The following is a 14,962-nucleotide window of genomic DNA, read 5'->3' as shown; positions in this document are numbered from 1 at the left end:
TATGCAAATTAAAAATATTTTGGTGGTTTGTATTGGGAATATTTGCCGTAGCCCTATGGCAGAATATTTATTAAAACAGCAATATCCTCAACTCAATATTGAATCTGCGGGTATTTCGGGGTTGATTGGGCATCAAGCCGATGAAAAGGCGCAGCTCTGTATGCAGCGTTTAGGCATTGATATGCAGCCTCATATTGCGAGAAAGCTCAATGCCGAGCTCATCAAAAAAGCTGATCTTATTCTAGTGATGAGCAGTAACCAACAAAAGCATATTGAACAAACTTGGCCCTTTGCAAAAGGAAAAACTTTCCGTTTAGGTCATTGGCAAAATAAAAATGTGCCCGATCCCTACCAGCATGAGCAAGCTGTATTTGATGAAACTTGCCAGCTCATTCAGCAATGCGTGGCTGACTGGAAACCTTATATTTAACGTATAGATTTTTAAGCATATGAACCAACAGAATACTAATACCGAAGATACAATTGACTTAAAAGAATTGTTTTTTTCACTGATTGCTCAGTGGAAACTCATTGCTCTATGCGTTATTTTAAGCGTTGTATGTGCCCTACTCTATTTACGTGTAACGCCAGATACCTATTCGGTAGATGCTTTAGTTCAGGTTGAGGACAGTAAAGGGGCTTCTGCTGCACTTTTAGGTGATCTCTCACAAATGATTGAGCAAAAATCACCAGCTCAAGCAGAAATAGAAATTTTAAAATCTCGTTTGGTTTTAGGCACGGTCATTAAGGACTTACATCTAAATATACAGGTCTCTAGCACTGAAAATACACTTACCCATCGCTTATTAAGTGATACTGACTATAAAACTGAATACACTAAGAAATCAGTTTTATTTAAAGATGACTTAAAAAGTTTTGAAGTACGTGAATTTGAAGTTCCAGCTTACTATCTTGACAGAAACTTACTTCTTAATTTTGATAAACAGTCTTTACGTTTAACAGATCCAGATACTGAAGAAGTCATCTTAACTGTTCCATTAAACCAAGCTAATCACGTTGCTGGTCCTCATGGTTTATGGAAAGTTGCTATCTTTACGAAAGATCAATTTGACGCGACCTATAATATTAAAAGTCAATCAATACCAGCTGCTGTAAATGCACTTAGCACAAATTATTCAGTAGCAGAACGCGGCAAGCTTACAGGAGTGTTAGGTCTTAACTATCAAGGTCAAGACAAAGAGCATATTACCAAAGTTCTCAATGCGATTTTAGCGACCTATAGTGCACAAAATATTGAGCGCCGTTCAGCAGAGTCTGCTCAAACCTTAAAATTTTTAGATGAACAACTACCTGATCTGAAAAAACAGCTAGATGATGCAGAACGTCAATTTAATAAATTCCGTCAACAGTATAATACCGTTGATGTGACTAAAGAGTCTGAGCTTTATTTAACCCAAAGTATTACTTTGGAAACTAAAAAAGCAGAGCTTGAGCAGAAACAAGCTGAAATGGCAGCTAAATATACAGCTGAACATCCAGCAATGCGTGAAATTAATGGCCAGCTCGCTGCGATTAATAAGCAAATTGGTGAGCTCAATAGTACTTTAAAACAATTACCGGATGTTCAACGCCAATATTTACAGCTTTATCGTGAAGTTGAAGTTAAGACACAACTCTATACAGCCCTTTTAAACTCATACCAACAACTTCGTATTGCCAAAGCTGGTGAAATTGGTAATGTACGTATTGTTGACACTGCAGTTGAGCCAGTTGAACCAATTAAACCGAAAAAGTTGTTAGTCCTTATTTTATCGGTATTTGTGGGTGGCTTTATTGGAGCTCTAATAGCCTTATTACGTAATATGTTACGTACAGGTATTAAAGACTCTGGTCAAATTGAAAATGAAATGGATTTACCGGTTTATGCAACCGTTCCTCGTTCTCCAATTCAAGAAAGCCGTATCAAGATTTTAAAGAAGAAGAAGAGCATTCCTATTCTTGCGGTTAAAAACAGTGATGATATTGCCATTGAAAGCTTACGCAGTATCCGTACAGCTATTCACTTTGCATTAGCAAATGCAAAAAATAATATCATTATGATTGCTGGTCCTTCTCCTGAAGTGGGTAAATCGTTTATTTCAACTAACTTGGCAACTATTTTCGCGCAAGGTAATAAACGAGTACTATTGATCGATGCCGATATGCGCCGTGGTTATATGCACAAATATTTCGATGTTGATGTGAAACCAGGTCTATCAGAACTTTTAAGTGGACAAGCTGATTTACAAAAAGTATTGCACAAAACTCAGGTAGCCAATCTTGATGTGATCACTCGTGGTAAGAGCCCAACAAACCCTTCAGAGATCTTAAGCTCAAACCAATTTAAGGAATTACTTGAGCAGCTACAAAGCCAATACGACCACATCATTATTGATACTCCACCAGTGCTTGCAGTAACCGATGGTATTATTATTTCGCAATATACTGGTGTGAACTTAATTGTTGCACGCTACGCCAAGTCACAAATGAAAGAGCTTGAACTAACTGTTAATCGTTTTGAACAGGCGGGTGTTAAAGTCAACGGCTTTATTCTCAATGATATTCAACGTGCTAGCGCTGGCTATGGTTATGGCTATAACTATGCTTATGCCTATAAGGCACAAAAAGAAGACTAATTAAAACTCTTCATAAAAAACCGGATCAAATGATCCGGTTTTTTATTTGCTTTTTAAGTTTTGCCACATTAAAACTAACTAAAATATATAAAAAACCACTCGTTTTTTTTGTTAAACATTCTATGCTTAAGTCGAAGCATGCTAAGATCGAAGCAGCCTTTTAGACTCAAATGATTATTTTTGGAACCCTTTATGAGTAAAGCCTTACCCATTGCTGTCGCTGTAGTTTTAGGCGGTGCTGCACTTGTACCTGTATATTATGCAACTCAACATCCGACCACAGAAGTCGGACGTAAAGCAGACAAAAATGCTTCTCCAATTCAAAAAATCAGTTATGTTCTTGGGTATGAAGTTGCTCAACAAACCCCTCCTGAGCTGGATACCAAAGCATTTGTTCAAGGGATCCATGATGCGCGTAATAAGCAGCCTAGCGCTTATACTCAAGAAGATTTAAAAGCTGCCGTTGCTGCTTATGAAAAAGAGTTACAACAAAAAATGCAGCATCAAGACAAACCTGAGCAAGCAGGTACAGCTACTGACTCTGCAGATGCACAGTTCCTTGCAGAAAATAAAACGAAAGCTGGTGTAAAAACTACTGTATCAGGTTTGCAATATATCATTACTAAAGAAGGTACTGGTAAACAGCCAACTGCTCAGTCTATTGTTAAAGTACATTATGAAGGCCGCTTAATTAATGGACAGGTTTTCGATAGTTCTTATAAGCGTGGTCAACCAGTAGAATTCCCGCTTAATCAGGTCATTCCGGGTTGGACTGAAGGTCTTCAACTCATGAAAGAAGGTGGAAAAGCGACTTTCTTTATACCATCAAATCTTGCATATGGCCCACAAGAGCTTCCTGGAATTCCAGCAAACAGTACACTGATTTTTGATGTAGAACTCATTTCAGTGAAATAATAACAATCCAGGAGAGTCGTTATACTCTCCTGTTTTTTTGGAAAATGACATGAAAAAAATCAGTTTGGTTATTGCAGCGTCAACGATGAGTTTATCTGTTTTTGCTGCTGCACCGATAACAAATAAAAGTCCGGCAAAAGATCAGTTTAGTTATAGTTATGGTTATTTAATGGGCCGTAATAATACTGATGCGTTAACAGATTTAAATCTTGATATTTTTTACCAAGGTTTACAAGAAGGTGCTCAAAATAAGACAGCACGCCTAACTGATGAAGAAATGGCGAAAGCAATTAATGATTATAAAAAAACATTAGAAGCTAAACAGCTAGTCGAATTTCAAAAACAAGGTCAACAAAACGCTCAGGCTGGTGCAGCTTTTCTGGCAGAAAATGCTAAAAAATCTGGTGTGATTGCGACTAAATCAGGTCTGCAATATCAGGTATTAAAAGAAGGCACTGGTAAAACACCTAAAGCCACCTCTCGTGTAAAAGTAAACTATGAAGGACGTTTACTCGACGGAACTGTATTTGATAGCTCAATTGCACGTAATCACCCTGTTGATTTCCAGTTAAATCAAGTGATCGCTGGATGGACCGAAGGCTTACAAACTATGAAAGAAGGCGGTAAAACCCGTTTCTTCATTCCAGCAAAACTTGCTTATGGTGAAGTTGGCGCTGGGGATAGTATCGGTCCAAATAGTACTTTAATTTTTGATATTGAGTTGCTACAAGTTTTGCCAAAATAATTTTCGAAGATAAAAAAAGCGATCTAAATTGATCGCTTTTTTATTTTAGTGTTTTAAATCTCTCGGTCTAAAGCCTGTCAGTAATAAGCCAATTAAGTAAGCGATCACACCTACAACGCATAAACCTACCACCTCTGCAACACGAACCCATTGAGAGAGTTCTCCGTTATACCAATTTAACCCGAACCAAAGCGCTGCAATCATCGCAAGGTTGGCCAAGCCATATTGAAGTGCCAGTTTTTTCCAATGTGCACCAAATCGGAAAATATTACGCTTATGTAGGTAGAAATAGAGCAAACCTGCATTTACTAAAGCTGAACCAGAAGAGGCTAATGCAAGCGCCATATGCTCTGCATGCCAATTGATTAATTTAAAGAAACCAATGAATACAACGTTTAAAATCGCATTGGCAGCAACCGACATTAAACCCACACGGACCGGTGTTTTTGTATCTTGCTGCGCATAGAAACCTGGTGCAAATACTTTAATTAACATAAAGGAAATTACGCCTGCACTCATACATTGCAATGCAAGTGCTGTCATTTGTGTATCGCGTAAATCAAACTCACCACGCTGGAACAATGCCTGAATAATCGGTGTAGAAAGCATAAATAAAGCAATACTTGCTGGCAAACCAACCAACACAATCACTTTTGCTGCCCAATCGATCATACTGCGAAACTTCGCTTGGTCTTGTTCAGCATGACGTGCTGACAGTGAGGGTAAAATCACTGTACCAATCGCAACACCGATTAATCCTAAAGGTAACTCAGTCATACGTTCGGCACTGTAGAGCCAAGATACTGAACCATCTTGCATGAAAGATGCCCAAATCGTATTTAGCAATAGGTTAATCTGAGTCACAGATACACCAAATAATGCTGGAAGCATTAATTTTAAAATACGTTCTACACCTTCATGTTTAAAATCAACTTTCGGTGGGATCAGTAAGTTTTTACGCCATAACTCAGGAATTTGTATCGCTAACTGTAAAATACCAGCCGCAACAACCGACCAACCTAAAGCTTTGATTGGCTCAGCCATATACGGTGTAAGCCACCAAGCCCCTGCAATCATTGCTACGTTCAGTAAAACAGGTGAAAAAGCTGGCGAGGCAAACGAGCCATAACTGTTTAAGATGCTGCTGGCAAAAGCCGTAAGCGACATAAACATTAAATAGGGAATGGTCAGACGGAACATACTGACCGCTAAATCAAACTTTTCAGGGTCATTATGGAAACCCGGCGCATACATATAGATAATTGCTGGAGCTAAGACCATAGCCACGAAAGTCAGTAAAGTCATGACTGTCAGCAAACAGCCAAATACTCGACTAATTAAGATCTGTACTTCTGCATGCGCACGACCTGTTTTATATTCGGTCAATACCGGAATAAAAGCCTGTGAAAAAGCCCCTTCGGCAAACAACCGTCGAAAGAAGTTGGGAATACGAAAAGCCACAACGAAGGTATCGAAATCTTTACCCGCACCAAACACGTTGAGCAATACGACATCTCGTACTAAGCCCAATACCCGTGACAACATCGTCATCGCACTGACAATAAAAGTCGATCGCCATAATGCCATCGTACTCACCTACAGCTATATTCGAAAGTCGCTATTGTAATGAAACTAGAAAATCTTTTCGTTGTGAAATGATGAATGAACTCAAGTTTTTTTCTGTGCTAACAACTGCCTAAAGTGCTGCCATTTAAAATAAGGTCCTGGATCGGTTTTTCGGCCCGGTGCAATGTCTGAATGCCCTGCAATATGGTTTTTAATTTCAGGATAGGCCTGACGAATAGCATTAACAACGTCAGTTAGCACTTCATATTGTACGTCTTCAAAAGGTAAATCATCACTTCCTTCAAGCTCAATACCAATTGAATAATCATTACATTCAACTTTGGCTAAGTAGCTTGAACGCCCTGCATGCCATGCACGATCATTAAAGTTAACAAACTGTAGGACTTCACCTGTTCGTAAAATTAACAGGTGTGTAGAGACTTGCATACCTTCAATAGTCTGAAAATAGGGATGAACGGACCAATCTAATTTATTTTGGAAAAACTGTTCAATATAGCCTCCCCCAAACTGAGAAGGCGGCAAGCTAATATTATGAACCACAATCATTTGTATTTCGGTACCAGCGGGACGCTGGTTAAAATTTGGAGAAGGTACTTGTCTCGCCCCTTTTAATTGTCCATCTATAACTTCATACGGTGTGATTTGCTTCATTGAGATGCCAATAAATTGCTTGCCAATTGTTTTAGTTTAAAACAGTTAATTGCTTTTCAGAGTAGTCAGCATGATTGTTTATCGCGATTAATCTGATAAAACAGCTTATTTTTAAAGTCGACGGTGCTAATATATCGCAAGTTTTAGGGTCATCGACAAAATGGAAACCGTATGAGCATACCTCAGTCTTTGCTTGAACAGTCAATTCAAATCAATATTCAACAAGCATTACAAGAAGATATTGGGGACGGTGACATTACCGCCATGCTCACACCTGAAGATGAACAAGCTACCGCAACTATCATCAGCCGTGAAGATATGGTTTTAGCTGGACAGCCGTGGGTGAATGCGCTCATCTCAGCGTATGACAACACTGTACAGGTGACTTGGTTAAAACAAGAAGGTGACCGTGTTGCTGCAAATGAAGCCTTTTTAAAGCTTGCTGGTTCTGCACGTAGCTTACTGACTGTAGAGCGCCCTGCTTTAAACTTTATTCAAACATTATCGGCTGTTGCAACAAAAACTGCTGAATATGTTCAGCATCTTGAAGGTTTAAACACAAAGCTTCTCGATACACGTAAAACTTTACCGGGCTTACGTATTGCACAAAAATATGCCGTAACCGTCGGTGGCGGACAAAATCACCGCCTCGGTTTATTTGATGCATTCTTAATTAAAGAAAATCATATTATGGCAGCGGGCGGTATTGCCCAAGCGATAGCAAAAGCACATCAAATTGCGCCGGGTAAACCTGTTGAAGTCGAAGTTGAAACTTGGGATGAGCTAAACCAAGCGCTTGAAGCAGGTGCAGACATTGTCATGCTCGACAATTTTAGCCAACAACAAATGATTGATGCTGTAAAACACGTGGCGGGACGCTGTAAACTCGAAGCTTCGGGCAATATCACTATTGAAAACTTACGCGAAGTAGCGACTACTGGTGTCGACTATATTTCTATGGGCGTGTTGACTAAAGATGTCAAAGCCGTTGATTTATCAATGCGTTTTAATGCCTAAATAAAATCAGCATCATTATTGGTATTTTTTTGCGACTTGGTCATGTCTGCCGCTTGTGTTTTTTGCCATGCTGACTGAGTCGCTTGTGCCCCACTATCCCGTGGATCGGCAGCCATTAAAACAAAAGTAACTACTGCTAATAATACAATAAAACCTTGTAGCATAAATTTTCCCCATCACTTTAAAAAATTAGGGTTTCAAGGTAAAAGATAAATATGACCAGGCTTAGGAGATTCTGTTACAAAAGGTAAGTCTTTATTTTTATTATTCATCTATACGAAAAGTTATTACCTGTCTTCATTTATATTTCCCAACATTAGATTGTGCGAGATGTCATCTACAACCTGAGCAAGACAAAGCGATTATAGCTTTGTCGAAGCGCACGAATGTTATTAAGCCAACTGTTGTCTTTCGATACGTAATAAAGATTAATTAATCTTTATTACGTACTTTACTTTGGGCGAAACCAAAGTAACGAATTAGCTACTTCCACTGGATGAATAAACGATAAGACTCCGTCGTGCTAACTAATTTAAAATAACTATTAACTAAGACTTCAGCTTAATATTCATGCATTACAGCAACTTAAGACTCTAAATATCCCATATATGGATCAGAAATTGAATCTTCTTGAGTTTCTATACGTCCTGCAAAACGGCGACTAAACGTCGCATCGTCCGCTAATGTCACCGTAAAATCATACCAACCACCAAATTCAGACATATCCCAAACCAGTTCTTTTTCAACACTATTGGTTTCTATCACCCATGTCTTGTTTGGTAGATAAGCATTAGCTTTGACGTTGAGCTTGACTGTCTTATTACCATCATGACGCACTTTTAAATATAAATTCGCATCACATTCTTCTACACATACTCTAATTTCCGGTAATGCTTGAGTCTGATTAGCTTGACTTAAATTACCTTTAAACGCACGGTGAAAACCATTTGGTCCAAGGACCCATAAATCATACTGTCCATTGATAGTATTCCACACGTCATCAAGCTGTTTGCCCGCCTCAACCATATAGCGGCGTGGAATTGCCGTAAGATCTAATCGATTATAGACATGGAAAACGGCTGCCTGTTTACCCGTATTGGAGAACATCAGCTTAACCGTTTTTTGAGTGGCATCGACTTTGGCACTAGTGTGCAAAATATAAGGTAAAGCACGCGAAGGTCGAATTCCTATTTCCTGCTGAGGAAATTGTTGCTGGCTCGGAACAGAAACTTGCGGCAATAGTTCTTGAGCGACACGAATCGCATCGGCTTCGGCTTTTGTTTTCTTCCCATCTAGTTCAGCAACAGGCAAAAGATTCGGTGTTTTAAAATTAAATGCCGTTGTTAAATCACCACATACAGCACGGCGGTATGGGCTAATGTTAGGTTCTTGCACATCAAAACGTTTTTCTAAGAATTGTAAAATAGAAGTATGATCAAAGACTTGAGAATTTACCCATCCTCCACGGCTCCACGGCGAAATCACATACATTGGAACGCGTACACCTGGGCCATACACCCGTCCGTCTGTTTCGGGTTGAGATTTTGAAGTCGCTACTGCTGGATGGTTAAAGTATTCAAAAGATACTTGTTGGTCCGTTAAAGTAGTTTTTCCATATACAACACCGTTTATATCTTTAGAAGGTGCGCTTGGTGAAGGAACATGGTCAAAGAAACCGTCATTTTCATCGAAGTTCACCAATAAAACGGTTTGACTCCACACTTGAGGGTTTTCAGTTAATACATTTAATACTTCCTGAATATACCAAGCGCCTTGTACAGGACTAGATGGCCCCGGATGTTCACTGTAAGTTGCAGGAGCAACTAACCAACTCACTTGCGGTAATTTACCCTGCGCAATATCAGCTTTAAAAGTTCCTAGAAAACCACCGTCTGGCATGGTATTGGCAATACCTTTGTAAAGTGGTTGAGTCACATCAATCTTTTCATCATATGCTGGACACGTTAGTGTGTCGTTACTGACAGGTTGACCAGATTGCTCATTTGCACGGCGATATTGCTTGAAACCAGCTAAAGGGTTATCAGTAAAGTTATCCGGCATGTTTTGATAAACTTTCCATGTCACGCCAGCCTGCTGTAAACGCTCAGGATACGTCGTCCATTCATAACCTTCTGTTGATGGTCCAATCCCATCAAATTCATTGACCACACTCGCAACACCTGCACCTGTAGGTCCATTGGTTCCCGTCCAGATAAATTTACGGTTCGGGTTAGTTCCCGCGTGCATGGCACAGTGGTAGGCATCACAAATCGTAAAAGCATTCGCTAAGGCAAATTGATATTCAACTTCTTGTTTTTTGTAGTAGCCCATCGACTGCGGTTGTTTATGCGTTACCCAATCACTCATACGCCCATTATCCCAAGCACCTTGACCATCTGACCATGAATGATTTGTACCAGTAACACGCTGAGCATTTCCTAAATGACTATCTAAGTGGTATGGCAATACTTTCTTTTTGTTGGCGTCATATTGTTCCCAAACCTTTCGGCCTTCTGTCATAGGAATGGTAAAACGGTCGCCGAAACCACGTACACCTTTTAGTGTTCCAAAATAATTATCAAATGAACGGTTTTCCTGAGTCAAAATCACAATGTGTTTAACATCTTGAATTGTTCCACTTTCAACTTTGGCGTCAATTGCTAACGCTTTTTGAATACTCAGCGGGAAACTCGCTAGAGCAGCTGTCCCAAACATTGTTTTTGTAGAATTTAAAAGAAATTCGCGACGATTCATTAGTTCTATCCTGAGTTCTTATTATGGTGCACAGTGCATTTTGCAATTACTGGTAGGCGGTGTTGTTGGCGATGAATTATCTGAGTCGTTATCATCGTTACAAGCACTGAGCATGAGTGCTAAAGATGTAATTAATAAAATAGGACTTACGCACTATTATTTATAGATTCTCTGTGGTAGCAGATGATTTTTATCGAGAATAAAGTCATCAATGAAGTTTTTGATAACTGGTCTAAATAATTTCTTCTGCCAACGATATACATTTTCAAAGATCCGCTCAAACTGGTTCTTTTGTATCTCAACGTAGGCCATCAAGGCTGAAAAAATATGATTCAAAATCAGTTTAGATCGTCTTACTTGAAACTTTTCAATATGACAAACCTGTTTAATCACCCGGTGATATTGCTCTATTTTCCAATGACTTGAATGTAATTCATGAAAACCCTCAAAGGACAATAAATCATCTTCATCTTGATGCACAATATAAAACCTCTGCTGTTCTTTTAACTGAGTCTTAAATAATTGTACAAAGCCAAAATCTTTGAGCCAGACCACTTGACCCTGATGGAAATCTGGCAATAAACGCAGTTGAAACCATTGTCCTTTTTCTGGGGAAACCTTACGGTTACAGTCGATACCAAACATAAATCGAATACCATATTTTCTTATGGTTTTTAGATTTCCAGTCGATGAATACCAACTATCACCTGTAATAAATTGAATCTTTGCACCCCAACTGAGTACTTCACTTAACATATCCATAAAGTAATCATTCTTGGTTTTACTTTCAGATTTGTCATAAATTCGGAAATTAATTGGAATATTTTGACCATTTTGATCTGTCGCATACAAGGTAATGAGATTAATACCCTTGACGGATCGGTGGTGTTTGCCTGACCAAAAATAGCTAACCAAGTCCATATGTTGACTATATGGTTTATCTAAAACAGTATCATCAATACTGACTATAAGTTTATTATTATCAATATGTTGAATTGATTCTTGATATAGGTCGTGCGGTGTGTAGTCTTCACGCTCTAGAAAGCGATTTACACTATCATGCGAGATATTATAAGTCTCGGCAAGTTGTGTGCAGCTAATAGAGTTCGGTTCTGTCATGAGAAAGCCCATATAAATGGGTAATGTACAAGTTGCTGTAGAAGCATGTTTAATTCGTCTGATCACAGATACTTTATAAAGTATTTTAATACTTTTTTGAATCCGTCAATGCGTAAGTCCTATTATAGTGGAAAAGTTAGCTTATAAATTTTTTAAAAAAAATTTATAACCGTGGTTTTTATTAAAATATCTATATAGACAATTAAGCTAATTAAGTGGGTAATTATGAATATGTTGGTAAATATAAAAAGAGAAGTGCAAGCATCTGAATTAGACTTTGTTGAAGTCAAAAAGCTAATTTTGCAATGCGAAAAAGCAAAATCGTCAATAAAGGTCATTTATGAATCCATCAAAGATATTGAACTTGATGCTTATCAGATTGTGAGTGCAATCACCCGAAAATCATATTCATCATCATTCAACACTGAAGAATCTGCTTTAAAACAAATATCATCATGCTTCTGGAGGAAGTTAACTGAGATCATCAATCTTAGAAACTTCATATCTGAAAAAGAATATGATGCGTTGCAAGATAAAATTGCTCGTCATGCAATTGAAGATTTCACGATGGATAACGTGAATGTATTTTTAGAATCTATCTGGTCTACACGCCACATGGCATATGCACGTAAAGTTGATTCATTGTTTAGTCAATTATCAAGCAAATACAAAACCAATCTTGGTGCTGGTATTAACCCGTGCGTGATCATTCATCACAATAGCTACCATTCTTATTGCAGACGAGATAATTTAGTGGAAGAAGTACGCTTTATAGCAAGGCAGTTATTTGGCAAGCCTTTAGACCACACCAGATTAGATAAACTCAGGTTACACCGTGGTATCTGGCATAGCATTGATGATAATTTATTACGCATTAAGATCTACGAAAACGGTAACTGTCATATCTTGTTTAATCAATGCGTAGTTGATCGCATTAACCAGGTATTAAACCTGTTATATCCAAATCAAATTGGCATAGATCCAAATGTAAAACACAAACGCCGTGCGTATGATGAACCTATTTTGTAAAGCACATTAAAAAACCCTCAATTGTTATTGAGGGTTTTTTTTAGCGATATACGGTACTAGTTTTGCGATCGTGCCACTGGTGAACATACACTGACCATCAAGCAAAACCCACGGCGTTTATAACTGGCTCAAGAGCTTGCTCCGTTCCGCAGCTGCTTTGTCTTCAGGTGAAAGTTCTTTAGGTCTTAAATCTACAATCATGCGTTGAATAGCTATGTATTCAGCATTGGTGATTATGCCATCCTCTTTTGCTTTGACAATAAAGGTCTTTAACGGTTCAAGTTTTTTGAGTTTTTGAAACTCAGGATCTTCAATCATTAATTTCAGATCTGCATTGTCCATAGGTAAAGTGAGCCGGAGTGTTTCTTGTCTAACTAGTGCTTGTTGTTTATCAGTGCTTTCTTTAAACGTTAATGGGCATTCCCAACCCCACTTTTGTTCAAAAGCTTTCGTATACATGCCAGCACTATTACGGTCATCTGGCAAACGTTGGTATATACAGGCAACACCATCGGCATTTCTTTTGCTGAAAATGGTACCTGAACGAAGTACATCAACTTGAGAGCAACCAGCCCCAAAACTAGTGATCAGAGCGATTGTGATTGGTTTAATAAAACGCATAGGACTACGCCCCCTTTTGGTTTGTTGCTGTAAGCCACATTTCAATAAGATCTTGTTCAGGTGTATCAGCAAGCACCGTCACGTTATAGCCACCGCTAAACTGGTGTAATTCAGCACAGTGCTCAACATCAGACGCCGTGAGTACCAATTCAACATCAAAATATTGAATCACTTTAAGCACCTGGTACTTAGCTTTAAAGAATCCATTGTTTTCAGCTAATTTCATCGCTTCAGCAATGGTGATGTTTTCAAGTACAAGACGGTCTTGAGCTGGTTTATCTTCATATGTTTTAAAACTTAAAAATGATGCGTTTTCATCAACGATATAAAGGTTGGCACATAACGCACGTTGCTTGATATGTTCGATTTTATATTCATGGTGATTCATATTTAGGATACTAGGATCTAATAACAACAAGGCTATTTTAACTATGTTTTTAGGTTGTGAATTTTTTTCACAAAAATACAATTCGACAGGATTAATCACTCAATCTATAAAAATTTTAATGTCAGGAATACCACTTTTAAGCAGTTGTACAAATCATTTTTATATAGCGCCATACAACACCAAAATAAAATGCTGTATCCCCTGAAGCTGGATAAGGTACAGGTGAATAATTTTTTTTGTATGGCAGGGGCAAACAATGAGTAAAAATTGGTATATACCACCAATTCTAGAAGACGGCTTAATGTTCTTCTTATTCTAAGTAAACATGAAAGTAATTAAGCATAATTAAACGAACTAATTAACCCTTTAAGTATTATTAATGAATTACGATGATTCATCTAATAGAAAAGCTTATTAAGACGCATACGATATTTTTTAATTGATTAAAAAAATATTGGAAATCTTATTTTTCGAGGAAAGTTAGCCAGGTTGTTTTTGCTCATAAAATAGAACTATCAAAAGCAGAAAGCTTAAAACTTGGAGTGAACAGCATGTCAAATTTAAACGCTCAATCAGTACAGTTACAAGGCACTTTATATATCGGTTTCCCTAAAACTTTTAGCGGTGCTCACATGGAAAAATTGTTTGATGAAATATCAGATTACATCGACAACAACTGTGATTTAACCCTTGCTGATCTTCAAGCTGATAGTGACTATGCTCAACTTCAATTTCAACAGCACAAGCCGACATTGGCAGATAAAACAAATTTCTTCTTCATGGACGTTGAAATCTACGTTGCAACATTAAAAGAAAACTTTGGTCATACATCAGTACTCGACCAAGTTACCTCAGTAAATATCTTTGGCAAAAACCTTGAAGACATTTGCACGTTAATGGCTCAAAACGGCTACGCATACGACCGTATAGAAGATTGTTGGTCACGCGAACTTTCTTAATTCAATTCACCCATACGCACGGATAACGTGCGTATGCCACTGAATCACATTTGAGGATATAAACAATGCAAAACCTAATTACAGCGCATTGCGAGCTAACCATCAAACATGATGAAAAACAGCAAAAAAATGTCGGGCCTGTTGTTGTGACGTTTGGGGCGATCTTTACTGCTGAGTCGGTTAATGAACTGTTTTGCGCTATATGCCAAGACGGAATCAGATTTAAAGCAATCTATAACCCCGACAATATGTATTTTTTACGCCATGAACTAAGCCCAATTGCTGATTTGTCAGTTAAGACAGACCAAGACGGCAACATTATTGTCAGTGTGATTGCATCCACTAGCCCATATTTTGAGATCAAAGTACTAAAAAATGGTTTTACCAACTCAGACACCTTAAACAGTTCTGCAATTCGCACGTTGGTTCGCAACCATCAAAGCCCATTCCAAGAGCAAATTTCTAACTACTTTGAAACAGACCCAATTTTTAAAACCATGCAATCAATTTTTGCACACACGTATTTAAGTCGATAAGGAAC

General features: G+C 38.2%; 15 protein-coding genes. 8 read left to right on the top strand and 7 right to left on the bottom strand.

From position 1 onward, the window contains the following. Position 1: 1 nt before the first annotated feature. From GO593_RS06835 to GO593_RS06820, 4 genes are all read left to right on the top strand, one after another. The gene (locus GO593_RS06835) at positions 2–430 is read left to right on the top strand and encodes a low molecular weight protein-tyrosine-phosphatase (protein ID WP_001165994.1); all 429 of its coding nucleotides are present in this window, start codon (positions 2–4) and stop codon (positions 428–430) included. Positions 431–449: 19 nt separating this feature from the next. Next, positions 450–2,636 (top strand): polysaccharide biosynthesis tyrosine autokinase, encoded by a 2,187-nt coding sequence (locus GO593_RS06830; RefSeq protein ID WP_001075976.1) that lies wholly within the window; start codon positions 450–452, stop codon positions 2,634–2,636. 192 nt (positions 2,637–2,828) lie between these two features. Then, positions 2,829–3,551, top strand: coding sequence for an FKBP-type peptidyl-prolyl cis-trans isomerase (locus GO593_RS06825; RefSeq protein ID WP_000030405.1), 723 nt, complete (start codon positions 2,829–2,831; stop codon positions 3,549–3,551). Between the two features lie 49 nt (positions 3,552–3,600). After that, positions 3,601–4,296, top strand: coding sequence for an FKBP-type peptidyl-prolyl cis-trans isomerase (locus GO593_RS06820; RefSeq protein WP_000724216.1), 696 nt, complete (start codon positions 3,601–3,603; stop codon positions 4,294–4,296). Positions 4,297–4,341: 45 nt separating this feature from the next. Here the strand turns inward: GO593_RS06820 and murJ are convergent, their stop codons facing one another. Beyond that, positions 4,342–5,892 carry a murein biosynthesis integral membrane protein MurJ gene (murJ, locus tag GO593_RS06815; protein ID WP_169518025.1) on the bottom strand — a complete coding sequence of 517 codons (1,551 nt, stop codon included), beginning with the start codon at positions 5,890–5,892 and terminating at the stop codon, positions 4,342–4,344. 72 nt (positions 5,893–5,964) lie between these two features. Beyond that, a complete protein-coding gene (ampD, locus tag GO593_RS06810) occupies positions 5,965–6,534 on the bottom strand; it encodes a 1,6-anhydro-N-acetylmuramyl-L-alanine amidase AmpD (protein ID WP_000810002.1) in 570 nt (189 codons plus the stop codon). A 171-nt stretch (positions 6,535–6,705) separates the two neighbouring features. On the opposite strand from ampD, the gene nadC reads away from it, so the two are divergent. Next, entirely contained in the window at positions 6,706–7,551 is an 846-nt protein-coding gene (gene nadC, locus GO593_RS06805) for a carboxylating nicotinate-nucleotide diphosphorylase (protein WP_000026927.1), read from the top strand. Here the strand turns inward: nadC and GO593_RS06800 are convergent. From GO593_RS06800 to GO593_RS06790, 3 genes are all read right to left on the bottom strand, one after another. After that, entirely contained in the window at positions 7,548–7,715 is a 168-nt protein-coding gene (locus tag GO593_RS06800) for an ABZJ_00068 family colistin stress protein (protein WP_000938939.1), read from the bottom strand. The genes nadC and GO593_RS06800 overlap by 4 nt on opposite strands. Before the next feature lie 421 nt (positions 7,716–8,136). Beyond that, complete coding sequence (locus GO593_RS06795) at positions 8,137–10,305, bottom strand: phosphocholine-specific phospholipase C (protein WP_001081735.1); 2,169 nt, start codon at positions 10,303–10,305, stop codon at positions 8,137–8,139. A 156-nt stretch (positions 10,306–10,461) separates the two neighbouring features. Then, the gene (locus tag GO593_RS06790; RefSeq protein WP_079255106.1) at positions 10,462–11,490 is read right to left on the bottom strand and encodes an IS701 family transposase; all 1,029 of its coding nucleotides are present in this window, start codon (positions 11,488–11,490) and stop codon (positions 10,462–10,464) included. Between the two features lie 159 nt (positions 11,491–11,649). Between GO593_RS06790 and GO593_RS06785 the strand changes: the two genes are divergently transcribed. Further along, complete coding sequence (locus tag GO593_RS06785; RefSeq protein ID WP_001056778.1) at positions 11,650–12,453, top strand: DUF4942 domain-containing protein; 804 nt, start codon at positions 11,650–11,652, stop codon at positions 12,451–12,453. Between the two features lie 117 nt (positions 12,454–12,570). On the opposite strand, the gene GO593_RS06780 is transcribed toward GO593_RS06785, so the two are convergent. Beyond that, a complete protein-coding gene (locus tag GO593_RS06780) occupies positions 12,571–13,074 on the bottom strand; it encodes a hypothetical protein (protein ID WP_001211019.1) in 504 nt (167 codons plus the stop codon). A 4-nt stretch (positions 13,075–13,078) separates the two neighbouring features. Beyond that, positions 13,079–13,462: a hypothetical protein gene (locus tag GO593_RS06775; RefSeq protein WP_001015461.1), complete on the bottom strand. Its 384-nt coding sequence runs from the start codon at positions 13,460–13,462 to the stop codon at positions 13,079–13,081. 551 nt (positions 13,463–14,013) lie between these two features. Here GO593_RS06775 and GO593_RS06770 point away from each other — a divergent pair. Further along, positions 14,014–14,421: a hypothetical protein gene (locus GO593_RS06770; protein WP_000067575.1), complete on the top strand. Its 408-nt coding sequence runs from the start codon at positions 14,014–14,016 to the stop codon at positions 14,419–14,421. A 65-nt stretch (positions 14,422–14,486) separates the two neighbouring features. Next, complete coding sequence (locus tag GO593_RS06765; protein ID WP_001180368.1) at positions 14,487–14,957, top strand: hypothetical protein; 471 nt, start codon at positions 14,487–14,489, stop codon at positions 14,955–14,957. The last annotated feature ends 5 nt before the right edge of the window (positions 14,958–14,962 follow it).

Origin of the sequence: Acinetobacter baumannii (assembly GCF_009759685.1) — a bacterium.
Classification (GTDB): Bacteria; Pseudomonadota; Gammaproteobacteria; order Pseudomonadales; family Moraxellaceae; genus Acinetobacter; species Acinetobacter baumannii.
Note: the sequence above shows the minus strand (reverse complement) of the source record. Positions and strands in the feature narration are given on the sequence as shown.

What these genes read in the sequence shown, in the direction of transcription:
- GO593_RS06775 (WP_001015461.1), bottom strand. Translation starts at nt 13,462, where the DNA reads ATGAATCACCATGAATATAAAATCGAACATATCAAGCAACGTGCGTTA.
- GO593_RS06785 (WP_001056778.1), top strand. Translation starts at nt 11,650, where the DNA reads ATGAATATGTTGGTAAATATAAAAAGAGAAGTGCAAGCATCTGAATTA.
- GO593_RS06780 (WP_001211019.1), bottom strand. Translation starts at nt 13,074, where the DNA reads ATGCGTTTTATTAAACCAATCACAATCGCTCTGATCACTAGTTTTGGG.
- GO593_RS06830 (WP_001075976.1), top strand. Translation starts at nt 450, where the DNA reads ATGAACCAACAGAATACTAATACCGAAGATACAATTGACTTAAAAGAA.
- GO593_RS06800 (WP_000938939.1), bottom strand. Translation starts at nt 7,715, where the DNA reads ATGCTACAAGGTTTTATTGTATTATTAGCAGTAGTTACTTTTGTTTTA.
- GO593_RS06770 (WP_000067575.1), top strand. Translation starts at nt 14,014, where the DNA reads ATGTCAAATTTAAACGCTCAATCAGTACAGTTACAAGGCACTTTATAT.
- GO593_RS06795 (WP_001081735.1), bottom strand. Translation starts at nt 10,305, where the DNA reads ATGAATCGTCGCGAATTTCTTTTAAATTCTACAAAAACAATGTTTGGG.
- GO593_RS06765 (WP_001180368.1), top strand. Translation starts at nt 14,487, where the DNA reads ATGCAAAACCTAATTACAGCGCATTGCGAGCTAACCATCAAACATGAT.
- GO593_RS06825 (WP_000030405.1), top strand. Translation starts at nt 2,829, where the DNA reads ATGAGTAAAGCCTTACCCATTGCTGTCGCTGTAGTTTTAGGCGGTGCT.
- nadC (WP_000026927.1), top strand. Translation starts at nt 6,706, where the DNA reads ATGAGCATACCTCAGTCTTTGCTTGAACAGTCAATTCAAATCAATATT.
- GO593_RS06820 (WP_000724216.1), top strand. Translation starts at nt 3,601, where the DNA reads ATGAAAAAAATCAGTTTGGTTATTGCAGCGTCAACGATGAGTTTATCT.
- GO593_RS06835 (WP_001165994.1), top strand. Translation starts at nt 2, where the DNA reads ATGCAAATTAAAAATATTTTGGTGGTTTGTATTGGGAATATTTGCCGT.
- ampD (WP_000810002.1), bottom strand. Translation starts at nt 6,534, where the DNA reads ATGAAGCAAATCACACCGTATGAAGTTATAGATGGACAATTAAAAGGG.